At 34.7% G+C, this 23235-nt stretch carries 24 protein-coding genes and 1 other annotated feature (1 of these 25 only partly in view); of the genes, 12 read left to right on the forward strand and 12 right to left on the reverse strand.

The window, feature by feature from the left end:
• Nucleotides 1–3: 3 nt before the first annotated feature.
• Genes hisD through hisC form a run of 7 tightly spaced genes read left to right on the forward strand, consistent with a single transcriptional unit; the run spans nt 4 to nt 5657 of the window.
• A complete protein-coding gene (gene hisD, locus AQ616_RS14170; RefSeq protein WP_069686054.1) occupies nt 4–1314 on the forward strand; it encodes a histidinol dehydrogenase in 1311 nt (436 codons plus the stop codon).
• Nucleotides 1280–1864 carry an imidazoleglycerol-phosphate dehydratase HisB gene (hisB, locus tag AQ616_RS14175; protein ID WP_069686055.1) on the forward strand — a complete coding sequence of 195 codons (585 nt, stop codon included), beginning with the start codon at nt 1280–1282 and terminating at the stop codon, nt 1862–1864. Before hisD ends, hisB begins: the two co-directional genes overlap by 35 nt.
• Nucleotides 1865–1877: 13 nt before the next feature.
• Nucleotides 1878–2483 (forward strand): imidazole glycerol phosphate synthase subunit HisH, encoded by a 606-nt coding sequence (hisH, locus tag AQ616_RS14180; protein ID WP_017795630.1) that lies wholly within the window; start codon nt 1878–1880, stop codon nt 2481–2483.
• Entirely contained in the window at nt 2480–3202 is a 723-nt protein-coding gene (gene hisA, locus AQ616_RS14185) for a 1-(5-phosphoribosyl)-5-[(5-phosphoribosylamino)methylideneamino]imidazole-4-carboxamide isomerase (protein WP_017795629.1), read from the forward strand. Before hisH ends, hisA begins: the two co-directional genes overlap by 4 nt.
• Entirely contained in the window at nt 3192–3956 is a 765-nt protein-coding gene (gene hisF, locus AQ616_RS14190) for an imidazole glycerol phosphate synthase subunit HisF (RefSeq protein ID WP_069686056.1), read from the forward strand. The genes hisA and hisF overlap by 11 nt, the downstream gene beginning before the upstream one ends.
• A complete protein-coding gene (hisIE, locus tag AQ616_RS14195; protein WP_017795627.1) occupies nt 3953–4600 on the forward strand; it encodes a bifunctional phosphoribosyl-AMP cyclohydrolase/phosphoribosyl-ATP diphosphatase HisIE in 648 nt (215 codons plus the stop codon). Before hisF ends, hisIE begins: the two co-directional genes overlap by 4 nt.
• Nucleotides 4593–5657 (forward strand): histidinol-phosphate transaminase, encoded by a 1065-nt coding sequence (hisC, locus tag AQ616_RS14200; protein ID WP_069686057.1) that lies wholly within the window; start codon nt 4593–4595, stop codon nt 5655–5657. Before hisIE ends, hisC begins: the two co-directional genes overlap by 8 nt.
• 57 nt (nt 5658–5714) lie before the next feature.
• On the opposite strand, the gene AQ616_RS14205 is transcribed toward hisC, so the two are convergent.
• From AQ616_RS14205 to fni, 8 genes are all read right to left on the reverse strand, one after another.
• A complete protein-coding gene (locus AQ616_RS14205) occupies nt 5715–6434 on the reverse strand; it encodes a SurA N-terminal domain-containing protein (protein WP_017795625.1) in 720 nt (239 codons plus the stop codon).
• A 179-nt stretch (nt 6435–6613) separates the two neighbouring features.
• Nucleotides 6614–7327: a DsbA family oxidoreductase gene (locus AQ616_RS14210; RefSeq protein ID WP_069686058.1), complete on the reverse strand. Its 714-nt coding sequence runs from the start codon at nt 7325–7327 to the stop codon at nt 6614–6616.
• Nucleotides 7328–7496: 169 nt separating this feature from the next.
• Nucleotides 7497–8522, reverse strand: a complete 1026-nt coding sequence (locus tag AQ616_RS14215) for a siderophore ABC transporter substrate-binding protein (RefSeq protein WP_017795623.1) — start codon at nt 8520–8522, stop codon at nt 7497–7499.
• Nucleotides 8523–8756: 234 nt separating this feature from the next.
• Nucleotides 8757–9533 (reverse strand): iron ABC transporter ATP-binding protein, encoded by a 777-nt coding sequence (locus tag AQ616_RS14220; RefSeq protein ID WP_017795622.1) that lies wholly within the window; start codon nt 9531–9533, stop codon nt 8757–8759.
• On the reverse strand, nt 9530–10486 hold the full coding sequence (locus AQ616_RS14225; RefSeq protein ID WP_017795621.1) for an iron chelate uptake ABC transporter family permease subunit: 957 nt from the start codon (nt 10484–10486) through the stop codon (nt 9530–9532). Before AQ616_RS14225 ends, AQ616_RS14220 begins: the two co-directional genes overlap by 4 nt.
• Nucleotides 10473–11429: an ABC transporter permease gene (locus AQ616_RS14230; protein WP_069686059.1), complete on the reverse strand. Its 957-nt coding sequence runs from the start codon at nt 11427–11429 to the stop codon at nt 10473–10475. The genes AQ616_RS14225 and AQ616_RS14230 overlap by 14 nt, the downstream gene beginning before the upstream one ends.
• A gap of 242 nt (nt 11430–11671) precedes the next feature.
• On the reverse strand, nt 11672–12130 hold the full coding sequence (locus AQ616_RS14235) for a DUF2188 domain-containing protein (protein ID WP_017795619.1): 459 nt from the start codon (nt 12128–12130) through the stop codon (nt 11672–11674).
• A gap of 120 nt (nt 12131–12250) precedes the next feature.
• Nucleotides 12251–13300, reverse strand: coding sequence for a type 2 isopentenyl-diphosphate Delta-isomerase (fni, locus tag AQ616_RS14240; RefSeq protein WP_017795618.1), 1050 nt, complete (start codon nt 13298–13300; stop codon nt 12251–12253).
• 374 nt (nt 13301–13674) lie between these two features.
• Here fni and AQ616_RS14245 point away from each other — a divergent pair, with 374 nt between their 5' ends.
• Nucleotides 13675–14223, forward strand: coding sequence for an HD domain-containing protein (locus AQ616_RS14245; protein WP_069686060.1), 549 nt, complete (start codon nt 13675–13677; stop codon nt 14221–14223).
• Nucleotides 14224–14323: 100 nt separating this feature from the next.
• Here AQ616_RS14245 and AQ616_RS14250 read toward each other — a convergent pair whose 3' ends face one another.
• Nucleotides 14324–15148 carry an aldo/keto reductase gene (locus AQ616_RS14250; RefSeq protein ID WP_069686061.1) on the reverse strand — a complete coding sequence of 275 codons (825 nt, stop codon included), beginning with the start codon at nt 15146–15148 and terminating at the stop codon, nt 14324–14326.
• A 170-nt stretch (nt 15149–15318) separates the two neighbouring features.
• Here AQ616_RS14250 and AQ616_RS14255 point away from each other — a divergent pair, with 170 nt between their 5' ends.
• Nucleotides 15319–17148 carry a methyl-accepting chemotaxis protein gene (locus tag AQ616_RS14255; RefSeq protein WP_069686062.1) on the forward strand — a complete coding sequence of 610 codons (1830 nt, stop codon included), beginning with the start codon at nt 15319–15321 and terminating at the stop codon, nt 17146–17148.
• Nucleotides 17149–17290: 142 nt separating this feature from the next.
• On the opposite strand, the gene AQ616_RS14260 is transcribed toward AQ616_RS14255, so the two are convergent.
• Both AQ616_RS14260 and AQ616_RS14265 read right to left on the reverse strand, forming a co-directional pair.
• On the reverse strand, nt 17291–17860 hold the full coding sequence (locus tag AQ616_RS14260; RefSeq protein WP_017795614.1) for a DNA-3-methyladenine glycosylase I: 570 nt from the start codon (nt 17858–17860) through the stop codon (nt 17291–17293).
• Complete coding sequence (locus tag AQ616_RS14265) at nt 17860–18705, reverse strand: sulfurtransferase (protein WP_017795613.1); 846 nt, start codon at nt 18703–18705, stop codon at nt 17860–17862. Before AQ616_RS14265 ends, AQ616_RS14260 begins: the two co-directional genes overlap by 1 nt.
• 115 nt (nt 18706–18820) lie before the next feature.
• Here AQ616_RS14265 and pepT point away from each other — a divergent pair, with 115 nt between their 5' ends.
• Nucleotides 18821–20056 (forward strand): peptidase T, encoded by a 1236-nt coding sequence (gene pepT, locus AQ616_RS14270; protein ID WP_069686063.1) that lies wholly within the window; start codon nt 18821–18823, stop codon nt 20054–20056.
• Between the two features lie 376 nt (nt 20057–20432).
• A complete protein-coding gene (locus AQ616_RS14275) occupies nt 20433–21455 on the forward strand; it encodes a D-alanyl-D-alanine carboxypeptidase family protein (RefSeq protein WP_017795611.1) in 1023 nt (340 codons plus the stop codon).
• A 101-nt stretch (nt 21456–21556) separates the two neighbouring features.
• On the opposite strand, the gene AQ616_RS14280 is transcribed toward AQ616_RS14275, so the two are convergent.
• Nucleotides 21557–22096, reverse strand: coding sequence for an HD domain-containing protein (locus tag AQ616_RS14280; RefSeq protein ID WP_069686064.1), 540 nt, complete (start codon nt 22094–22096; stop codon nt 21557–21559).
• Between the two features lie 273 nt (nt 22097–22369).
• Between AQ616_RS14280 and AQ616_RS14285 the strand changes: the two genes are divergently transcribed.
• The gene (locus AQ616_RS14285) at nt 22370–22918 is read left to right on the forward strand and encodes a nitroreductase family protein (RefSeq protein WP_069686065.1); all 549 of its coding nucleotides are present in this window, start codon (nt 22370–22372) and stop codon (nt 22916–22918) included.
• 113 nt (nt 22919–23031) lie between these two features.
• Nucleotides 23032–23235, forward strand: a binding site (T-box leader) (it continues 40 nt past the right edge of the window).

Here is a 23235-nt window from a genome sequence, read left to right on the forward strand (position 1 = left end):
AATATGAAAATACTTTCTTTACATCAATGGAAGCAGCAACAGGCTAAAAAAACGTCTAGTAGTCGAAACAAACAAGTCGATCAAGATGTCCTCCGCATTATTGAACAAGTACAAATACAGGGAGATGAAGCATTAAAGCAATATACACTTCAATTTGATCAAGTAAATCTAAATTCATTCGAGGTGACGAGTGATGAATGGGAAAAAGCGATCAAAAAAGTAAATTCAACATTATTAGATGCTTTAGAAATCGCAGCTCAAAATATCCAACGCTATCAATCTGAAATGATAGAATTCGACTGGTCAATTACTCCAGAGACAGGAGTAAAACTAGGTCAACAAGTAACTCCCCTTGATCGTGTTGGTATCTATATTCCTGGTGGAAAAGCAAGCTACCCTTCTACGGTACTAATGGATGCAATTCCAGCAAAAGTCGCCGGTGTTAAGGAAATTATCATTACCTCTCCACCTAATAAAAATGGCGAAATAGATCCAGTAGTCTTGGCAGCAGCAAAAATTGCGGGAGTTACCAAGGTTTATAAAGTTGGAGGAGCTCAAGCAATTGCAGCACTTACTTACGGAACCGAAACTATTCCTAGTGTCGATAAAATTGTAGGTCCAGGAAATATATATGTTACCCGGGCGAAGAAATGGGTATATGGAGATGTAGCGATTGATATGATAGCCGGTCCAAGTGAGATTTGTATTTTTGCAGATTCCAATGCTCCCGTTTCCTATGTTGCAGCAGATTTACTCTCACAAGCCGAACACGATGAAGAAGCAACTTCTATTTGCATTACAAATGATCGTTCCTATGCAAAATTATTGCAGGAGGAAGTAAATCGACAAATCCCTTTATTAGAACGAAAAGAAATCATTGATGCTTCTATATCTCAAAATGGAAAGATCATCATTTGTGAGAACAATAAAGAAGCAATCGACACTATTAACCAACTGGCACCAGAACATTTACAATTAATGACTACTAACCCAGAACAAATCAGCACAAAAATTAAACATGCTGGTGCAATATTTATTGGTAATTATTCAAGTGAGCCATTAGGCGATTATTTAGCTGGTCCTAGTCATACATTACCAACCAACGGCACAGCTAAATTTTCTTCTCCTCTTGGAGTCTATGATTTTATTAAAAAAACGAGTCTAATCCAATACTCTAAAAACAAGTTAGAAGAAGCTGCAGATACAATAATTACACTAGCCGAAGCTGAAGGATTAACAGCTCATGCAAATGCAATTCGTATTCGAAAGGAGAATAACCATGCGCAAAGCATCTTTAAGCAGAAAAACCAATGAGACATCCGTTAACTTATCTCTACAACTAAATGGCGAAGGAACTTCTACTATCCAAACAGGCATTGGTTTCTTAGATCATATGCTAACACTATTCGCAAAACACGGCGGTATAAATTTAGATATATCATGTAACGGAGATTTAGAAGTAGATCAACACCACACTGTGGAGGATATTGGGATTGTGCTCGGTCACACATTACGTGAAGCTTTAGGTAATAAAGAAGGAATCACCCGCTATGCCAATGTCATGAGCCCGATGGATGAAGCATTGTCTTCGATTGCATTAGATATAAGTGGACGTTCTTACCTCGTGTACAACGTGGAAGGATTAAAAGAAAAAGTAGGTACCTTTGATACAGAGTTAGTATTAGAATTTTTTCAAGCTTTTACTAGCAACGCTCAAGTAACACTCCATATTAATCTATTATACGGAGTTAACTCTCATCATATTATTGAATCGATTTTTAAAGGATTTGGGCGCGTTATCCGCCAAGGTTGTTCCATCGATCCAAATCAAAAAGGAATACCTTCAACTAAAGGAAGTTTATAGGGAGGCTATAACATTGATTGCAATTATTGATTATGGAGCAGGAAATATAAAAAGTCTTCAATTTGCATTAGATAAATTAAATAAACGTTCCATTGTTACAACAGATGTAGCGGAAATCAAACAAGCAGACTCGATTATTTTACCCGGGGTCGGAGCATTCAAAGATGCAATGGAAGCAATACGTCAGCTTCATTTAGATACAGTTCTACAAGAAGAAGCGCAAAAAGGAAAACCAATATTAGGAATTTGTCTAGGTATGCAACTATTTTATGAACAAAGCCTTGAAAATGGTGATTGGGAAGGCCTAGGGTTGTTAAAAGGTTCCATTACACGAATCTCAAGTGAAGTTAAAGTACCACACATGGGTTGGAATACATTAGACATTCAACAAGCTTCCCCATTATTTGAATCAAAGCTAGAAAATCCCTATGTATATTTCGTCCACTCCTATGCCGTTTCTTCTTACGAGGAAAGTACATTACTTGCTAGTTCTCAATATGGACAGCTCATTCCAGCTATCGTTCAAAAAGGAAATATAACTGGTATGCAATTTCATCCGGAGAAAAGCGGAGAATTTGGAATTGAATTACTAAAAAGATATGAGGAGATGATTGTATGATTATCTTTCCAGCAATTGATGTCCGAAATGGTAAATGTGTTCGATTAAGGCAAGGCGACTATAATCAAGAAACAATCTATAGCAACTCACCTGTTAAAATGGCGAAAGAATGGGAAGCATCCGGTGCTGAATATTTACACGCTGTAGACTTAGATGGGGCAAAGTCAGGGGAATCAATTAACGTCAAAATTATCCAAGATGTGGCCCAAACGCTCTCTATTCCAATTCAAGTAGGAGGAGGCATTCGATCGCTCGAAGTCATTGACAAATATATTCAAGCAGGTGTGAGTCGAGTGATTCTTGGAACAGCAGCGATAACAGATTCTGCTTTTTTACAAACTGCCGTTGAAAGATACACTGAGCAAATTGCAGTATCGATTGATGCCAGAAAAGGCTTTATTGCTACGGATGGTTGGACAAAAAACAGTACGATTGAAGCAATTCCTTTTATCCAGCAATTAGAAACCATTGGAGTAAAAACAATTATCTACACGGATATCTTAAAAGACGGAATGATGAGCGGTCCTAACTTCCAAGAACTAGAAGCTGTACAACAAGCTACTACCATGAACATTATTGCTTCTGGAGGAGTTACTACAAAAGAAAATATTCAACAACTTGAAAGTATGAATCTCTACGGTGCAATTATCGGAAAAGCACTTTATGACGGTTCCATAAAATTACAAGACATATTGGAAGGTGAAATGGATGCTCGCTAAACGAATTATTCCTTGCCTTGATGTTGATAATGGACGGGTAGTAAAGGGGAAGAAATTTCAAAATATACAAGATGTTGCTGATCCGGTTGAATTAGCAAAACGCTATAACAATGAAGGTGCTGATGAACTTGTCTTCTATGATATTACAGCATCTAACGAACAACGGGGAATATTTTTAGACGTTGTTGAAAAAGTTGCAAAAGAAATCGCCATCCCTTTTATGGTAGGTGGGGGTATTCGTACAACCAAAGATATTCATCAAGTACTCCGTTCTGGAGCTGATAAAGTATCGATAAATAGTGCAGCTGTTCAACGTCCTGATCTTATTTTCGAATCAGCACAAAAATTCGGTAGTCAATGTACAGTCCTATCTATTGATGCAAAAGAGGTGGCATCTGGAAAATGGAATGTTTTTATCAATGGAGGTAGAAAAGATACCGGAATGGATGCTATTGAATGGGCTAAGAAAGGTGAAGCTTATGGTGTTGGTGAAATAGTTGTGAATGCTATGGATGCAGATGGAGAAAAAAATGGTTACAACCTTCCCTTAACGACAGCAATAGCAACAGCAGTAAATATACCAGTAATTGCAAGTGGCGGAGCTGGAAACATCGAACATTTCTCAGAAGTGCTTTCACTAGGAATAGATGCCGCTCTAGCAGCTTCTGTTTTTCACTATGGTGAAATTAAAATACCAGCACTGAAAACATATTTAAATGAACAGGAAATTCCAGTAAGGAGGAATACGAAATGACCAAAACGATCTCCATCGAGAAATTACAATTTGACGAGAATGGATTAATACCCGCAATTGTCCAAGAATATCGATCTGGACAGGTATTAACTTTAGCTTATATGAATAGCGATTCTATCACCAAAACAATCGAAACAAACGAAACGTGGTTTTATTCTAGAAAAAGACAAGAGCTTTGGAATAAAGGGGCTACCTCAGGAAATAAACAAACAGTAAAACAAATTTACTCTGATTGTGACGCAGATGCACTTCTTGTACTTGTAGAAGCACAAGGTCCAGCATGTCACACAGGCGAAGAAAGCTGTTTTTATGAAGATTTGTATATAAATAATGTTGCGTTGTTTCAAATTATCCCTCAAGTGACCTCTAAAATTAAGGAACGGCATGAACATCCGGTAGAAGGTGCATACACCTCTTATCTATTTGAAAAAGGGGTAGATAAAATCTTAAAAAAAATTGGTGAGGAAGCTGCGGAAGTTGTTATAGCTGCTAAAAACGAGGATAAGCAAGAATTAACAAGCGAGTTGTCAGATCTTTTATATCACTCACTAGTACTTATGGAACAACAAGGAGTCACTTTAGAAGATATTAAAAAAGAGCTATATAAACGTCATGTCGAGAAAGAAGGCCAACAACGTGAGTAAATTTTGGAGCTCTTTAGCTAGACAAGTGAATCCATACATTCCCGGAGAACAGTTAAATGATGAGACGATTATCAAATTAAATACAAATGAAAATCCATACCCACCGTCTAACCAAGTAATCCAAGCTATAGATAAAGAGTCTAAAAACTTGAGGTTGTACCCCTCCCCAACAATTGATGAATTAAGAAGCGAAATTGGAAATATGTATGGGCTAAGTCAAGATCATATATTTATTGGAAATGGATCTGACGAGGTACTAGCTTTTAGTTTCATGTCATTCTTTGAGCCAGGAAAAAGGATCAAATATCCAGAAATCACTTATAGTTTCTATCCAGTCTATGCAAAGTTATTTAATATATCTTTTGAGCAAATCCAGTTAAATGACGACTATACGATACCTGTGGAGCATTTTTATGATTCCGACGGTGGGTTGATATTTCCTAACCCTAATGCTCCAACTGGAATTTACTTAGAATTAGAAGAAATTAAGCGAATAATTGAAAATAACCCTAACCATGTGGTGATTATTGATGAAGCATATATCGATTTTGCAAAGGAGAGTGCAGTATCATTAATTGATACCTTTCCGAATTTACTTGTTATCCAAACCATGTCAAAGTCTCGTTCACTTGCAGGATTGCGTATTGGATTTGCCATCGGTAATCCTGAACTAATAAAAGGATTAGAAAGAATAAAAAATTCATTTAATTCCTATACTGTTGATCGATTAGCTATTGCAGGTGCCATCGAAGCAATAAAAGATAATAAGTATTTTCAGCAAACTACTAGTAAGATTATTGAATCTAGATCTTATTTAAAAAAGCAATTAGAAGCAAGACATTTCGACATTCTCCCGTCACAAGCTAATTTCTTGCTTGTATCTCATAAAGAGGTAAACGCTGAAATATTATATCAAGAATTAAAGAAACAAGGGATCCTTGTACGGTATTTTCAAAAACCCGGTCTGGAAAATTTCTTGCGTATTTCAATTGGTACACCTGAACAAATAGATAAGCTTCTAAAGAAAATTGACCACATAATAAAACCATCGCCATAATGTTAGCGATGGTTTTATTAGTAAAAAAGTGTTAGATGGGTGCTTCTGTCTTTATTCTTAAATCTTTTTATCAATCTCCGCAGATTCTTTAAGTTCTTCTACCTTTTGAGCATATTGTTGCTGTTGTTTTTGTTGTTCTATAGAAGCTCTTAGTTGATCTTCTACTTCAGAAAGTTCTTGAGCTTCTCCTTCACTTTGTTCTGTCATTTGATTGTAGAGTTCTTCTACTTCTTTGTCTGTCACTTCTACTTCAAATTCTTGTTCTACATATTCCATCGTTGTCAAATCATATCTTAGTTGATTCTTAAAGTTTTCTTCCGTCATGTTTAATTGCTCTAGCATCGTATTGAATTGTCCTTCATCTGCACTCTCTTTATATGCTTTCAATTCTTCTTCTAATTCTTCATCTGTTACTTCAATTCCTACATTATTCGCTTCTTGAAGCATTAATTCTTGTTCAACAAGAAAATCTACTGTTTGATCCTTTAATGCATCTAAATCACTTGTATCTTGTCCAGACTGATGCATCATTGATTTCACAAGAGAATATGCAGCGTTGTACGTAGTTCCATTAACTTCTGAACCATTTACGACTACAACAGATTCACCCTCATTAACAACTTCTTCATCTGAGATTTCTAAGGGCTCTTGTTGTTGCGCTTGATCCTCTTGATTTTCAGCTTGATTAGCTTGTTCATCACTTTCTGCTTCATCATCACTACATGCTACAAGGAACATGGTTAAACTTAATATTATCAATAGCGTCCATTTTTTCATCGCTACATCCCTCATTTCTTAAGTAAGTCTGGTTTCATTCAATCATACATCATTTCCATTATCAAATGTCAGAATTATCTGTAATAAATACAAATCGCCTTATAACGGGAAAAACAAGCATTTGGTTACAGTTTGATAACAAATTTTACTTACTTTTACGATAAAAATTAAATACGTTATTAACAACCGCAGTCTTCATCTGTACAATATGAAGTTTCACTATTTCCAGTATGAATTGTCTTCAATTTAGGATTTTCTTTCTCCTCTTGCCATACTTTGGTTAGCACTTCATGAAATACTTCTTCAGGCTGTGCTCCGGACACTGCATACTTTTCGTTAAATACGAAGAAAGGCACTCCCTGGACTCCAATTTGACGTGCTGTATCAATATCTTCATTAACCCGATTACTAAATTTTTCAGTGTTCATCACTTCTTGCACTTCGGAGGTTTTTAATCCTACTTCTTCTGCTAATCTCATTAAAGTCTGATGATCACTTAGTAATTCTGATTCTGTAAAATAAGCATACAGGAGTCGTTCCGTTATTTCTTTCCCTTTGCCTCGCATTGTTGCAAGCTTGGCAACACGATGAGCATCGAATGTATTCGAATATTTCATATCATCAAAGTTATAATCTAAACCAACCTCAGATGCTTGTTCCTTTACCTGACGATTCATGTTTTTTACTTGATCAAGCGGAACTCCCTTTAATTCAGAAAATGTATCATAAAAATTTTTACCTGGGATATGTTTTGCACTTGGATCTAATTGATAACTTTTATACTCTATTGTAACTTTATCACTTTGTTCAAATTTATTTAATGCTTTCTCTAGTCTTCTTTTTCCAATATAGCAAAATGGACATACAAAATCAGACCAAACTTCTATTTTCATCAAAAGCCCCCTTTTCTAGACGTAATTGTAGCACAACCGTATGTAAAAGGAAAAATTACTTGTTTCATCAGATTTTTTGATAGCTATACCCTAATATTATCAAAACGCAAAAAATCCGAACTTGCTTCACAAATAATGTGAAATAAGTTCGGATTCCCTTATAAACTATTTACTTTAATTCATTAAGGACTTCATCAATCTTATCCAGTTCAGATTGTAATCCGCCACCACCTAGATACCAAAGAGGTCCATCTAGGTAAATAATGTTTTCATTCTCATAAGCTGCCGTTTGTTTAATAATATCGTTTTCTAGGTCAGATTCAATGTTGGAATCTCCATCAACTGCTGCAGTACGATCAATGACGAATAGTACTTGTGGATCGAGATCAAGAATTGCTTCAAAACCAAAGTTAGAACCGTGAGAAGAAGATTCAATATCTTCCGTTACAGGCTCAAATCCATATAGGTCATAAATGTATCCAAATCTTGAATTTGTTGCAAATCCTGATAGATTTCCTTCATTGTACATCGTTACAAGACTTGTTTCATAATTGCCTGCTTTTTCCTCTAATTCTGCTAGAGCTGCATCATATTTATCAAGATATTCTTGAGCTTCTTCTTCTTTATTAAACATTTTCGCAGCAATATCTACCGATTTTAAGAACGTATTCCAATAGTCATCTTGTTGTGTTCCGATAAAAATAACGTTCGGAGTGATTTCTTTTAATTGATCATAGAAAGCTGATTGACGTCCAGAAATGAAAATCACATCTGGTTCTAATGAAGCGATTTCTTCAAGACGTGGTTCTTTTAATGTACCAATGTTTGCGTACTCATCTGATTCATAATCCGAAAGATTTTCTGGAAGTGTAGAATCTTTTGGTACCCCAACAATTCCTTCTACACCTAGTGTATCTAATGTATCTAACATACCATAATCAAACACGACAATGTTTTCTGGCATAGACTCAAATTCAACATCTTCAAAAGTATAGCTACCACCATCTCTACTTTCTGATGAAGATACAGTTGGAGAAACCGTCATCGGATATGCAGCGTTCTCATCCTCTTCTGTAGTTTCCTCTGATGCATTACTATCAGTAGATTCTTCAGAAGCATTTTCCTCATCTGATCCACATGCTGCTAATACTAAAGCTAAAACTATAAGTGCTATAGCTAATTGCCATTTCTTCATGTACTTCTCTCCTCTTCTGTGTATGTACTATGTATTTAATTAATAATGATAATCATTATCAATTAATATATTTCTTATTATAATTACCTTTTAGACTCCCGTCAACATAAATATTACTCCTTTGTAATATTATTTTAACTTTTTGTCACATATTTATTTATTGTCTTATAAAAAACCTAGAGAAAAGATCAAAATTAAATACTTCTCTCTAGGTACAATTTTTAAATAGATATCCTAATTTACTTCTGTATGTGAATTAAAGTAAACACAAATACGACATCCATTTTGTTCTTGAATAGGTATATCCATATCATAAATTTCTCTTAAGGCAGTAGAGTTAATTATTTCATTGGTTGGTCCATTTTTTACAAGCTTTCCATCCTTCAACGCAACAATTTGATCAGAGTATACAGATGCAAAGTTAATATCATGTAAAACGATGACTACCGTTCTACCCAATTCATCAACAAGTTTACGTAAGATCTTCATAATTTGTACAGAATGCTTCATATCTAAATTATTTAATGGTTCATCAAGAAGAATATAGTCCGTGTCTTGTGCTATAACCATGGCAATAAAAGCTCTTTGTTTTTGTCCGCCAGATAATTCGTCTAAAAACTGATCTTCCATCTCTGCCAGATTCATATATTGAATCGCTTGATCAACATATTGTTGATCTTCATTCGTTAAACGGCCTTTCGAGTATGGATAACGTCCAAATGATACTAACTCACGTACAGTAAGCTTTACATTAATAAAATTTGCTTGCCGTAATATAGCTACTCTTTTCGCAAATTCATTGGACTTCCATTTGTTGACTTCATTTTTATCCAATAACACTTCCCCTGAATCAGAGTCCAGTAATCTACTAACCATGGACAATAATGTAGATTTACCAGCTCCATTCGGTCCTATGAAAGATGTAATTGTCCCTGGTTTTATCGTTACCGATACATCATCAACAACTTTCTTTTTTGCGAATTTCTTAGTCAAAGCTTTCATTTCTATCATTTTGACGACCTACTTTCTTTTAATAATAAGTAAATAAAGTAAATCCCACCAACAAAGTTAATAATTACACTTAACGTCGTTCGCAATTCAAAAATATGCTCAACAAGAAATTGACCACCTACCAGTGCAATTATACTAATTAAACTAGATCCCAAAATTAAAACAGAGTGTTTGTAGGAGGCTAAAAATTGATAAGCTAAATTCGCTACAATTAACCCTAAAAATGTAATTGGTCCTACTAAAGCAGTAGAAGTAGCAATTAGTATAGATGATAAAATTAGTACTTGCATTACCATTCGATCATATTTAATACCTAGATTAATTGAATTTTCTCGACCTAGCGACATTACATCTAGTTTATTTAACATAAAATAGCCTAATATAAATGAAATTAGCAGGATCCCTACAGCAATATATAAAATTTCAACATTTACTCTAGAAAAATTAGCAAATAATAGTGATTGCAATCCTAAATACTCGACTGGATCAATTAGCACTTGTAGGAACGTTACAAAACTTCCTAAAAATGTACCTATAATCATTCCTATTAATAATAATAAATAAATTGGATGCTTATCCGCTCTGAATAAGAAGCGATATAAAAGGAATGCAAAAAGAACCATTGCCAATAATGCTGCTCCAAAGTTTAAGTACTTATTCAAGACCCACATCGACATAGAACCTGCAAAGAAATAAATCAGTGTTTGAACTACTTCATACATGGAATCTATTCCCATTACCGATGGTGTTAAAATTCGATTTCGAGTAACAGTTTGAAAGATAACTGTCGCATAAGAAATAGCAATACCTGTTATTACCATTGCAAGAACTCGGTTCATTCTTCTAGGGAAGGCATAGTCAAAACCACCCTTAATATCATAAAAAGCATAAAACAAAATACAGAGTAATCCTATTACGGCTAAAAATACCAACTTCGTACTATTTTTTCGCATATGCTCTCCCCCTAAACAACATAATTAAGAAGATCGCACTACCAATAACTGCTACAGTTACGTTCACAGGGATCTCAAACGGATGTACCACAATACGCCCAATAATATCGCATACTAGTAAGAACGCAATTCCCATTACCGCTGTATGTGGAATCGTTTTACGTAAGTTATCTCCTAAATATAGAGAAACAATATTTGGAACAATTAACCCTAAAAACGGTATAACTCCAACAGTAAGTACAACAGTTGTTGAGATAATAGCTACAAGTACAAGCCCGATATTCAGTACAACTTTATAACTCAATCCTAGATTTTTTGCGAATTCTTCACCCATACCTGCTACTGTAAATTTATTAGCGTATATATATGCTAATATGACAGCTGGAACGCTCACATATAACAATTCATATCGACCAGCAATTACTAATGTAAAGCTCCCCATTAACCAAGATGATATATTTTGGAGAAGGTCTGCCTCATATGCAAAAAACGTTGTTATAGAAGATAAAATATTCCCATACATGATACCAATTAACGGAACAAATATTGCGTCTTTAAATTTAATACGATCTAAAATTTGCATAAAGACGAAAGTTCCAATTAATGCAAACGCGAAACTAAAGACCACTTGTTGTGTATATGTAACATTTGTAAAAAACAACATGGATATCAAAATTCCGAGCTTAGCTGCATCTAATGTACCAGCAGTAGTTGGTGAAACAAATTTATTTCTGCTAAGTGATTGCATAATTAAACCGGCAATACTCATTCCAGCTCCTGCCAATATAATTGCCATTAAACGAGGTACTCGACTGATGAGAAATGTTTGGGTCTTATCAGACTCCCAATCTAGTAAATCCGTTACCTTAATATCAATTGCTCCTATGAAAAGAGAGACAAATGATAAGATTACAGTAAAAATAATTAATATCCATAACTTCATAAGTAATCCTCATATCCTAGTATATTTCGACTTAATTGAAAATGATTATCATTACTAAGTACGGTTTTAATTATATATAAGGCTTGGTGTAAAATCAACCTACTTTACTCAAAACAACATTAGAAAATTAGTGTTATAGAGAACAATTATACATATATGGATAATAATCAAGAAAATTAAAATAGCAGTAAAAGGATATTTATCCCTTATACTGCTATTTTTTGTTCTGTATAATGCTTATATCATTGGTCAGCGTATGAACGCTGTTCTTCTTTAGAGCCATCTTCTTTATAGATGGTTAGTGAAGTTGCTTTCTTACGTGCAATTTCTACTGCTCTTGCTACGGCTTCTTCTTTTGTCGATAATACTTCACTTGCTATATCAGAACCAACGGATGCAACTGCCCAACCATCTTCATGCTTATAAACTTCTTCGCCTTCTTCTAATCGCTCTGGATTACTTGTCGATTGTTTTCCTTCTTCCGATCGTTTAGTCGGACTACCTTGATCATGATACGTATCTATTTCGCTTTGTGATGCATTTTGCTTCCAATTTTTTGCTTGTTCAATTGCTATTGGAATTGCTTGCCCTTCTTTGTAACCATCATCAATCATGGAATTTGCAATATCAATCGCTTTTTTTCTTGTAACTTTATCAAGATTCTTCATTGAACTTGGATAATCTTGCATTGTCCACACCATACATCTTCACTCCTTTTTTATATTGACTTCCCTATTCTTATGTATTTAAATCAATTTCATCATAAATTAAGATATAAAAAAGAGCCATAAAAGGGGAATTCCCTTTCATAACTCGCCATATTACTTATCCATTAATGATTGTCCCATAATAGTTACTCGTGAAGTATTTTTTAATTCTTCTAAATTAACAGACCCAATTCCAAACATCGTCATTTTCAGTTCTAACTCTAGCTGTTCCATTGTTTGGATAACATCTTCTGGTGTTTCCATTGCAGCTTTCAATAAATGTCTTGCAAAGCCTACGATATCAGCTCCAATCGTAATTGCTTTCGCTGCATCCAAACCTGTTTTCATTCCTCCACTTGCGATTAATGGTACTTCAGGTAATTCTCCACGAACAGAAACAAGACAATCCTTTGTTGGATTTCCCCAGCTATTGAATGCTTCTGCAGCTGCTTTATTTAATGGATCTTTGGAACGTAATTTTTCCACCTGACTCCAAGATGTACCTCCAGCACCTGCTACATCAATGTAGGAAATACCTGCATCATACAAGCGTCTTGCTACTTCACCGTCAATACCAAAACCTACTTCTTTAACTCCCACTGGAGCATTTACTTGTTTACAGACTTGCTCTATTTTTGGTAGTAAATCTTTAAAATTAAGGTCCCCTCCATCTTGAACCGCTTCTTGTAGACTATTTAGATGAAGAACAATAGAATCTGCATTGGTTTTATCAATAATTCTTTGACACTCTTCTGGACCATAGCCGTAATTTAATTGAACAGCTCCAATATTAACAATTAATGGTGCAGTAGGCGCTTGATTTCTGATTAGAAATGAATCTTTATGTTGATCACTTTCTAAGAAAGCCCTTGTTGAACCAATTGCTAATGCCCATCCTTTCTCTTCTGCAGCAATAGCAAGATTCTGATTAATAGTTGTCGCTAGTTCCGATCCACCAGTCATCGAACTTACCAAGAACGGCGCTTTTAATTGTTTCCCTAAGAAATTTGAATCCAAAGAAATGTCTGCAAAATCAATCTCTGGTAATGCGTTATGTATAAAGTTAATGCCCTCTAATCCTGTAGATTTATTTACTCCTTCTACATCTCCAGTAAGGCAAAGGCGTATATGCTCTGTCTTACGTTGGTTAATTCCTTTTTCCATTGATGTGACCTCCGCTAATGTTATATCATTACCTCTAGTGTAATGGTTTATGTACTGAAAATAAAGAAAGAGCTTTCCTAAGAAAAACAACTCTCCTATTTCAACGTAAATGAAATATATTCGTATATAAACTAATTCGATTTAAAGATATGTATTCACTACCGGTAATATAAAATTGAATTATTAATACCACTGAATCTCAATTTGATAACTTACCTCTTCTTTTAAAATTTGATTGTATCCTTTCGGCAATTAAGATACTATTAAATATAGAATAAATTAATTTAACTGAATTAATTGATAATTATAATTGAACACAAACTTATTCTGTTTCATATTCTATTAATACTAAACATCTATATTCGGAGGAAGCTATGTTAAAAGAGAAGGCAAAAAATTTTGCTACAAAGGCGCATCAAGGACAAACTAGAAAGAATTCTGATGAAGCTTATATCACACATCCAATCCGTGTTGCTCAAAGGCTTGAGCTAGAAGGCAGTTCGGACTCACTCGTTTGTGCAGCCTATCTACATGATGTTGTTGAAGATACTCCTGTAACAATCGATGACATTCAACATGAGTTCGGTAATGAAATCGCACAACTTGTAGCTGCTCATACAGAAGATAAATCTAAGACTTGGAAAGAAAGAAAACAACACACAATATATAGCATTCAAAACGCCCCTAAAGAAGTAAAATATTTGATTATCGCTGATAAATTAGACAATTTACTTGAACTTGAAAAAGAATATCAAATTCTAGGAGAAGCCATTTGGGCAAATTTTAATGCAGGGTATGAACAACAAAAATGGTATAATCAATCGATTGTTAAATATATGTATGCTGGATTGGATAAATCAGAAGTACCAGGTTATTTTTCAGAGTATGAAAATGCTGTCGAGCGTGTATTTCCTCAAAAATAACACCTCCGATTTTGTACATATTTCTTTGTAACATTTCGGAGGTGTTTTTATTATTTCAAATAATGTCTATACATTTTAGACTGTTGCTGAGTCTCATTACTTATCTCACATTCATTTCACTTGGTAGTGCACCACTTCTTACATTCCTATCCAATTCATTAATCTCCTGCATTTCAGCATCCGTTAGTTCAAAATCAAATACATCTAGATTTTCTTCAATGCGATTAGGTGTAACGGATTTAGGAATAACAATCATTCCAGATTGCAAGTGCCAACGGAGAATCGTTTGGGCAACCGTTTTTCCTTTTCTTCCTGCTAAATTTTGTAGTTCTTCACTTTGAAGCACATCTTTCCCATTCATTAATGGACTATATGACTCTACATAGATATTGTGTTTCTCACAAAAACCTCGGAGCTCTTTTTGTTGTAAATACGGGTGACATTCTACTTGATTAAGTACCGGCACTACTTCGCATTCATTAAGAATTCTTTCTAAGTGCTCAATATCAAAATTGCATACACCAATTGCTTTAACTTTTCCATCTTTATATAACGTTTCTAAAGCTTTATATGTTTCTACATATTGGTCAAAGTTTGGAGTTGGCCAATGGATCAAGTATAGATCGACATAGTCTAAACCTAATTTTTCTAAACTAGCATCAAACGCTTTTAATGTATTTTCATAGCCATGATCACTATTCCACACTTTTGTAGTTATAAACAGTTCTTCACGTGGTATCCCACTATTAGATATGGCTTCTCCTACTCCAACTTCATTTCCATATACTTTTGCTGTATCAAGTGATCGATATCCGACTTTTAAAGCGTGTTCTACTGGTGAAACAACTTCTTCATTGGGTACTTTCCAAACCCCAAAACCTAGTTGTGGCATTTTTAAACCATTATTTAAAGTTACATACTCCATACTTTTCATCCCTTTCATATAAAGTGTCTATTATTATACTTTATTCCATAGTTACATACGATTAATTAGGCTTATAATATCAAATCTTTCATAAATTTTTAACAATTCCCTTCATACTTTCTACCTATTTACCGATATTAAAGAAAACATATAAACGGGCGGGGGAAAATATGAAATTTTTTAAGAACAAAAAGATTAAACCTAAAGATAATATAAAAAAGAAAAAATCATCTCCATTTTCATTCATAAAATGGAAAAATAATAAAGAAACATCAAAGCGGAAGTTTTCCATTAATATAAAAGCCTTTAATAATTTAAGTATAGGAAACAAATATTTATTATCATTTTTAGTTGTTATCTTTTTCACTTTCAGTGCTTGGTTTTTTGTGAATCAAGAAGTTAAACAATCTAAAGAAGACACTGAAGCAGTGTATACATATAGCGAACAGGTAAGTACACTCAATCAACTATCACTAGCAATTCAAGGTAAAGATATACAAATTGCAGACTACCTACTAACGAGCAATAATTTATATGTTGATAGATTTAATGAATATAAGAGTCAAGTAGATCAACTAATAATTGAAGTCGAAGAGTTTTTAAAAACGGAAGATGAATATTTTAAAATAAGTCAGTTAAAACGGTCTGATGATACAATCAACAGTACATTTGAAGAAAAGGTAATTCCATCAATAGAGAACAATGATAATATAATGGCAAATACACTAAGAGAAACAACTTATCGTTTCCGTACAAGCAATGTTGATATAATTAATGAATTGATATCAGAAAAAGAACAAGCTCAAACTAAGGCTTCAGAAGCTGCAGAAAATAGTATGGATCGAATTTCATCAACACTAACAATGGCAAACTTAATCACCATCGCTATAGGAGTAACTATCTTTAGTATAGTTAGTGTTCAAATTTCCAGAAATCTGAAACAAGTTGTACAAATCACATCTAAAGTTGCAGCTGGGGATTTAACCGCAACCCATATGGAATATAACGGTAAAGATGAAATTGGCCAATTAAGTGCTTCTGTGAATCAAATGAAAGATAATATGAAAGCTATTCTAACGAAGGTATCTTCAGCAAGTAGTTCCGTATTAGAACGAAGCGATCATCTTACCCAAGCTGCAACGGAAGTAAAAGAAGGTAATTCACAAGTAGCAGCTACAATGGAAGAATTATCAGCCGGTGCAGAAACACAAGCAAATGGTGCTTCAGACTTATCCGAAAAAATGTCAGGCTTTGTAGAGGTAGTAAACAAGTCTCGTGAAAATGGAGATGAAATTACAAGTACAACAGAAAAGATGTTAGAACAAACGAATCAAGGAACTGCTTTAATGCGAAATTCTATGAAGCAAATGCATCGAATCGATGAAATTGTTAAAGTTTCTGTAGACAAAGTAAAAGGTCTAGATCAACAATCAAGAGATATATCGAATCTGATATCCGTTATTAAAGATATCTCTGAACAAACGAACTTGCTAGCTTTAAATGCTGCCATAGAAGCTGCAAGAGCCGGTGAACATGGACGTGGATTTGCAGTTGTAGCAGATGAAGTTCGAAAACTATCTGAACAAGTATCTAATTCTGTTGGTGAAATCACCACTATTGTTTCCAATATCCAAGATGGAACGAAAGAAGTTGTTAGTTCCCTTAATAATGGTTACAAAGAAGTTCAAGAAGGAACAACCCAAATCGAATCAACTGGAGATAACTTTAAAACAATTCAACATGGCGTTAATGATATGGTAAGTAAAATTGAACATATTACATCAGATTTATTAAATATCGTTGAAAATAGTACCAATATGAATCAACTTATTGAAGAAATCGCCTCGACTTCAGAAGAGTCTGCTGCTGGTGTGGAACAAGCATCTGCTGCTGCTCAACAGACTTCTAGCTCAATGGAAGAAGTGGCAGGCAGTGCCAACAGTCTAGCAGAACTTGCAATTGATTTAAATAATCAATTACAAGTATTTAAACTCAAATAAAATAAATAACCGAACTATTTTCCAGTCTCTAATCTACTTCGCTAAAGTAAAAATTCAAGAAGGAGTATATCATGCCTGGATTGTAGTTCGGTTTTATATTGTAAACATGAAGAATTCACCTTTACAAGTTTTCCTTGCTATTTTATTGATTTTTGCCATGGTATAAAAAGCATTGTTTTGTATGATCATTAACCATTCCAATAGCTTGCATAAATGAATAACAAATGGTTGGGCCTACAAAGCGAAACCCTCTCTTTTTCATATCTTTACTCATCTTTTCAGAAAGATCAGTATAAGCAGGAATTTCTTTATCATCTTCCCACGTGTTTAAAATTGGTTGCCCATCTACAAAACTCCAAATATATTTATGAAAAGAGCCAAATTCCTTGGCCACTTCAATACATTTATGCGCATTATTAATCACTGAGCTTATCTTTCGCTTATTTCGAATAATACCTTCGTTTAACAGTAATGACTCGACTTTTTCGTCTGAATAAGTTGCTACTATTTCCGGATAAAAATGGTCAAATGCTTCTCTATAATTTTCTCGTCTTTTAAGTATCGTTATCCAACTTAACCCTGCTTGAGCTCCTTCTAAAGACAACATTTCAAACAAATATCGGTCATCCTCATAAACAGGAACTCCCCATTCTTCATCATGATAAGAAATATAGATAGGTTCATCGGTAACCCAACCACAACGTCCTAACATTACGGGGCCTCCTCTCCTACTTTCACATCGTTATCATCATAAGATATCCAATCACTAAAACTACCAGGGTACAGTTTCACATTATGAAATCCTGCTGTCTCTAACGCAAGTATGTTTGGACAAGCAGATACTCCAGAGCCACAAGACACAATAATTTCATCGTCTTTTGAAAGATTAGCAAATAAGGTTTCTAACTGCTCTTTATCTTTCCACCTTCTACCATCTTTCGTAAGAACATCTTTCCAAAAATAATTAACCGCTCCAGGTATATGTCCTGCTCTTCGGTACAATGGTTCCTCATCTCCTAAATATCTTGAATAAGAACGTGAGTCGATTAATATCGTGTTGCCATTAGAAATCTTATCGCGCACTTCCTTCATATCGACTGTACGATTTTGTTTTAATTTAGGCTGGTAAGTGACTGGATTTAAAGAGGGAACTTCTGTTGTTACCGCTCCTCCTTCTTCTTTCCATTGATCTAATCCACCTTCTAGAATATAAACTTTATCATGCCCTACATAATCCATTAACCACCAGAATCGAGGTGCAAACATGTCATTTCCTTGGTCATAGACTACAACCGTTGTTTCATTCGTTACCCCTATTTGCCCTAGTTTATTTGTAAATAAATCCCAATCTGGTAGAGGGTGGCTACCTCCGTGTTTACCTGCCTTTCCAGATAAATCCTTATTTAAGTCCATATAAATTGCACCAGGTATATGCTCTTTCAAATACGCTTTACGTCCAGCATCGGGATCTTTTAAATTAAATCGTACATCCACAATTACAATATGATTTTGCGAAAATCTACGCATCAACCGCTGTACACTAATTAAATTTTTCATACTATCCCTCCTGCAACTATTTATTTACTATCATATCATTTTATAAAATAATTTACAGATATCTAAATAATCAATATATGGTAAACTAATAGAAAAAACGAAGAGGAGATACGATATGCAAAAACAACTTATCAATCGATTAATTACATATGCGAAAATAGACACGCAATCTGACGATCAATCTAGTACTACGCCATCAACTCCCGGCCAATGGGATTTAATTCACTATCTCCAAAATGAACTTAAAGAAATTGGAATGCAAGAGATCGAAGTAGATGAATATGGATATCTCATGGCTACATTACCAGCAAATACGAACAATGATATCCCGACAATAGGTTTTCTTGCCCATGTAGATACTGCTACGGATTTTACTGGTAAGAATGTTAATCCGCAAATCATTGATTATAATGGCGGGGATATTGTCTTAAATGAAACACTTCAAGTTATACTTTCTACTAAGGAATTCCCAGAGCTTCTTACCTATAAAGGGCATACATTAATTACTACCGATGGTACAACACTTTTAGGAGCTGACAATAAAGCAGGAATTGCTGAAATTATGACAGCTATGCAGTACCTCATCCAACATCCAGAAATAGAACATGGTACCATTCGTATTGCATTTACACCGGATGAAGAAATTGGACGTGGTCCACACAAATTTGATGTTACTCGTTTCAACGCTAAATACGCATATACCATCGATGGTGGGCCATTAGGAGAGCTTCAATACGAAAGCTTTAATGCAGCAGCAGCAAGAATCACTTTTACCGGAAATAGTGTTCACCCCGGAACTGCAAAAAATAAAATGATCAATTCAGGGAAGATTGCTGCTGAATTTATCTCAAAATTTCCCGATCAGGATTCACCCGAACATACAGAGGGATATGAAGGGTTTTATCATTTAATATCTATCGAAGGTGATGTAGAGAAAACCAAAGTTTATTACATTATACGTGATCATGACCGTAATAAGTTCGAATCTCGAAAAGCGACATTACAAAAATTCGCTACTGACTTGCAACGTAAATATGGAGAGAATGCTATTCAAGTGGAAATGGAAGATCAGTATTATAATATGTGCGAGAAAATTGAGCCAGTAAAAGAAATTGTCGATATAGCTAGTGAAGCTATGAAACAATTAGATATCGATCCTATTATTCAACCAGTACGTGGGGGAACGGACGGATCCCAACTCTCATATATGGGGTTACCAACTCCAAATATCTTTACCGGTGGAGAGAATTTCCATGGTAAATATGAATATATCTCTGTTCAAAATATGGAAAAATCCACGAAAACGATTATTGGTATCGCTAAACTATTTGCCGAGAAATTCAAAGACTAATCAAGTTACCTCTAGTTTTGAATCAGTGGTAATTAACTTGCCACTGGTTCAAAACAAAACCCTTCACTAAATCAACTAACCCTCTTTAATTTGCTATAAATTCAGAAATTACTTACTTATAGTTTTAGCTACTCAACCTCATAAAAATGTGAGAAGATATAATCTGCAAAATTAATTATTTCTATTTACAAATTAACAAAATATATATAAAGTGAGCCTTCCATAATCGTTGGTTTTTTACTTCTGTAATAATGATAATGAAGACTTATCAGGGTGTGAATGTCCTTATCCTATTTTAGGCTAGTCGAATAAATTTTACGCACACTTTCACACCTCGAAACAGAAAATGACATAGTAAGAGTTAGGAGCGTTAATTATGCAACGTTTGCTTTGGTTGTTGCTATTGATCGGTGTACTACTATTTTTCATGACCTCATGCCAATCTAATGATGATACCAATTCATCTTCTCAAAATAATTCAGAGAATCCGTCAGATGAAGAAGATGTAACAGCTAATCAAGAATATGAAAAGTTACCCAAAACTCCTCTACAAAAACTAGATCAAGGAGAACAGGTAGTTGCACTTCAGTATTTTCTCGAACAGTTAGGGTACAGCTTTTCTGATCAAGGTAACTATAACGAACAGGTGACTTGGGCTATAACTGATTTTCAAATACAACAAGAAGATTTATTGGTCTCTGGGATATACGATGAAGACACCAAACAAAAAATAGAGGAAGTCATTCAATCCGAGAAGACATATAAACCAGGTAAGGGGCTACCAGCACCGACAGAACCTGCGTTTACAGATGCAGGTACAGAAGTTATTTCAAACCCATATGATCAGTTAGTTCTTGTTAATAAAGATTTTTCATTGCCTGCGGACTATATTCCAGATGATTTAGTTATACCAAATGTTCCTTTCCCTTTCATTGAGGACATTCCAAAAAAATATATGCGCCAAGCTGCCGCTGACGCATTAGAAGAATTGTTTGCTGATGCACAAGAAGAAGGCTTAGAGCTATATGCACAATCTGGATACCGATCATACGACCGCCAGGATACTATTTTTGCAGCAAATGCCGCTGAAAATGGTGAAAAGCACGCAAACAAGTATAGTGCTCGTCCTGGAGAAAGTGAACATCAAACGGGACTGGCTATGGATGTAACAAGTCCGGAAGTTAACTTTAGTCTAGAAACAGAATTTGGTGAAACAAAAGAAGGAAAATGGGTAAAAGAAAATGCTACGAACTATGGTTTTATAATTCGGTTCCCAGAAGGTAAAGAAGAAATTACTAAATATCAATTTGAACCTTGGCATTTACGATATGTAGGGCAAAAAGCAGCAGAAGAAATCATGAATCAAAACATTACTTTAGAAGAATATTTGGAGAAATAATTCGTAAACGTCCTCTAAATTAGAGGGCGTTTTCATTGTAGATTTTGCTAATATAGAGGAGTAAGAAAAAATATGTAACCTCTAAATTCATGCATTTCTTTTTATGCATGCTTAGAAGAGGTATCTGCTTTATTTAAAGCATCATCAATTTGTTTATCTAATGCTCGAATTCTTGTTAGCGCTAGTTCGGGGTCGATTTCTTTATAGTGATGATTGCCACCATACTCTTCATCAGCTTCATCTGCCATTGCCACAACTTGTTGAAGTGGATTTAGTTGCAATTCGCCTTCTGGCAGATAAGAGTCAGTATGAAGTAAAATAGCAACAGCGATTTCTTTTGCTGCTTGTCGCTCTTCACCATTTCGAATTAAAAGTTTATGCGCACGACTCGCACCTTTAATCGCATGAATATCATTTTCTTTATAGAGATTATAATCCCATTCACCATTACGATACCATGTATAGTGACCAATATCGTGTAAGAGTGCTGCTTTTGTGGCAAGATCTGGATTTACTGCAAGTCGCTTAGAAAAAATATATGCGTATTCCGCCACTGCCACTGCATGGGCAACCCCAGAGCGTTGTAAATACTTCTTTGTGATTGGGTGAACAAAAATCTGTTCCAAAGTAACTCTTTCCATACTTATGCTCCTTTCTTTCGTGTATATTAATTTAATTACCGAATTTCACCGAATATAAACATGTATGAAAAAAGCACAGACTATATAGCTACTGCGCAACAATATTTTCTATTCAGTTAATTTTCGCAAATACCTTTCAAAAAAGATATTAGTTCATTTTACCTCTTTACAAGTCAGTTGTAAAGTAGTTTACTCAAAATTTGCAAAGAATGTGCGCTTCCGTTACAATTTAATTGATAACAATTATCAATTAAATTGTATAGGGGTATGGGTATGGAAAGAACTGCATTAGCGAAACTTATTAGAGAACGACGTGCCATAAAAAAAGGTTACACAAATAAAGAAGTCACTGAAGATAAAATAAAAGAATTATTAGAAGATGCAATATGGGCACCCACACATGGAATGAGACAGCCTTGGCGCTTTTTGTTTGTCAGTCAAGAACACTTGCCTGTTTTCGCAAAAAAAGTTGCATCTACTTACCCTGTAGAAAGACAAGAAAACAGAGAAAATTATTTAAATGAACCTAATGCAATACTCGTTGTTGTTATGGAAGAGTCTGATATTCCAAAGCAATGGGACGAAAACTACGGGGCTGTTGCTTCCATGATTCAGAATTTCTGGTTGCTTGCATGGCAAGAGAAACTTGGAGTTGTATGGAAAACAAACCCGCATATTTACGATGATAACGTTAAAGATAAATTAAACATTCAAAAAAATGAAAAAATCGTTGGTTTTCTTCATTTAGGTTACTTTGAAGAAATACCGCCACAGAAAGAACGAATCTCGGTCGATGATAAATTTGAAAATTTTCTGGGCTAACATGAGACTTCGGTCGATTAATAGAGTTAAGTGACTGGACTATAGAAAAAAATTTCAAAAAGGTTATTGACAATTGCTTGTCCTTTCCGGTAAGATAAATTCAACAAATTGATGAATCGGCACTGACGAAGAAGAGTACTTAATAAAAACCCTAAAGAGAGCTGATGGTTGGTGGGAATCAGTGGGATATTTTATTAAGGAATGGACTTCTGAGCTCCAAACCGAACCGTTAACTGAAGTAGGCCTTGGCGAATTTGTCTCTCGTTATCGAGACTAAGTAGATAATTTATTATCCTACTTTTAAAGTGAGCTGAACT

The sequence above is a fragment of the Oceanobacillus sp. E9 genome, assembly GCF_001741975.1.
Classification (GTDB): Bacteria; Bacillota; Bacilli; order Bacillales; family Amphibacillaceae; genus Oceanobacillus; species Oceanobacillus kimchii.

What these genes read in the sequence shown, in the direction of transcription:
- hisB (WP_069686055.1), top strand. Translation starts at nt 1,280, where the DNA reads ATGCGCAAAGCATCTTTAAGCAGAAAAACCAATGAGACATCCGTTAAC.
- AQ616_RS14255 (WP_069686062.1), top strand. Translation starts at nt 15,319, where the DNA reads ATGAAATTTTTTAAGAACAAAAAGATTAAACCTAAAGATAATATAAAA.
- AQ616_RS14225 (WP_017795621.1), bottom strand. Translation starts at nt 10,486, where the DNA reads ATGCGAAAAAATAGTACGAAGTTGGTATTTTTAGCCGTAATAGGATTA.
- hisF (WP_069686056.1), top strand. Translation starts at nt 3,192, where the DNA reads ATGCTCGCTAAACGAATTATTCCTTGCCTTGATGTTGATAATGGACGG.
- AQ616_RS14250 (WP_069686061.1), bottom strand. Translation starts at nt 15,148, where the DNA reads ATGGAGTATGTAACTTTAAATAATGGTTTAAAAATGCCACAACTAGGT.
- hisD (WP_069686054.1), top strand. Translation starts at nt 4, where the DNA reads ATGAAAATACTTTCTTTACATCAATGGAAGCAGCAACAGGCTAAAAAA.
- AQ616_RS14205 (WP_017795625.1), bottom strand. Translation starts at nt 6,434, where the DNA reads ATGAAAAAATGGACGCTATTGATAATATTAAGTTTAACCATGTTCCTT.
- AQ616_RS14235 (WP_017795619.1), bottom strand. Translation starts at nt 12,130, where the DNA reads ATGGTGTGGACAATGCAAGATTATCCAAGTTCAATGAAGAATCTTGAT.
- AQ616_RS14265 (WP_017795613.1), bottom strand. Translation starts at nt 18,705, where the DNA reads ATGAAAAATTTAATTAGTGTACAGCGGTTGATGCGTAGATTTTCGCAA.
- AQ616_RS14275 (WP_017795611.1), top strand. Translation starts at nt 20,433, where the DNA reads ATGCAACGTTTGCTTTGGTTGTTGCTATTGATCGGTGTACTACTATTT.
- AQ616_RS14220 (WP_017795622.1), bottom strand. Translation starts at nt 9,533, where the DNA reads ATGATAGAAATGAAAGCTTTGACTAAGAAATTCGCAAAAAAGAAAGTT.
- hisIE (WP_017795627.1), top strand. Translation starts at nt 3,953, where the DNA reads ATGACCAAAACGATCTCCATCGAGAAATTACAATTTGACGAGAATGGA.
- AQ616_RS14245 (WP_069686060.1), top strand. Translation starts at nt 13,675, where the DNA reads ATGTTAAAAGAGAAGGCAAAAAATTTTGCTACAAAGGCGCATCAAGGA.
- AQ616_RS14215 (WP_017795623.1), bottom strand. Translation starts at nt 8,522, where the DNA reads ATGAAGAAATGGCAATTAGCTATAGCACTTATAGTTTTAGCTTTAGTA.
- AQ616_RS14260 (WP_017795614.1), bottom strand. Translation starts at nt 17,860, where the DNA reads ATGTTAGGACGTTGTGGTTGGGTTACCGATGAACCTATCTATATTTCT.
- AQ616_RS14280 (WP_069686064.1), bottom strand. Translation starts at nt 22,096, where the DNA reads ATGGAAAGAGTTACTTTGGAACAGATTTTTGTTCACCCAATCACAAAG.
- hisA (WP_017795629.1), top strand. Translation starts at nt 2,480, where the DNA reads ATGATTATCTTTCCAGCAATTGATGTCCGAAATGGTAAATGTGTTCGA.
- AQ616_RS14210 (WP_069686058.1), bottom strand. Translation starts at nt 7,327, where the DNA reads ATGAAAATAGAAGTTTGGTCTGATTTTGTATGTCCATTTTGCTATATT.
- pepT (WP_069686063.1), top strand. Translation starts at nt 18,821, where the DNA reads ATGCAAAAACAACTTATCAATCGATTAATTACATATGCGAAAATAGAC.
- AQ616_RS14285 (WP_069686065.1), top strand. Translation starts at nt 22,370, where the DNA reads ATGGAAAGAACTGCATTAGCGAAACTTATTAGAGAACGACGTGCCATA.
- AQ616_RS14230 (WP_069686059.1), bottom strand. Translation starts at nt 11,429, where the DNA reads ATGAAGTTATGGATATTAATTATTTTTACTGTAATCTTATCATTTGTC.
- fni (WP_017795618.1), bottom strand. Translation starts at nt 13,300, where the DNA reads ATGGAAAAAGGAATTAACCAACGTAAGACAGAGCATATACGCCTTTGC.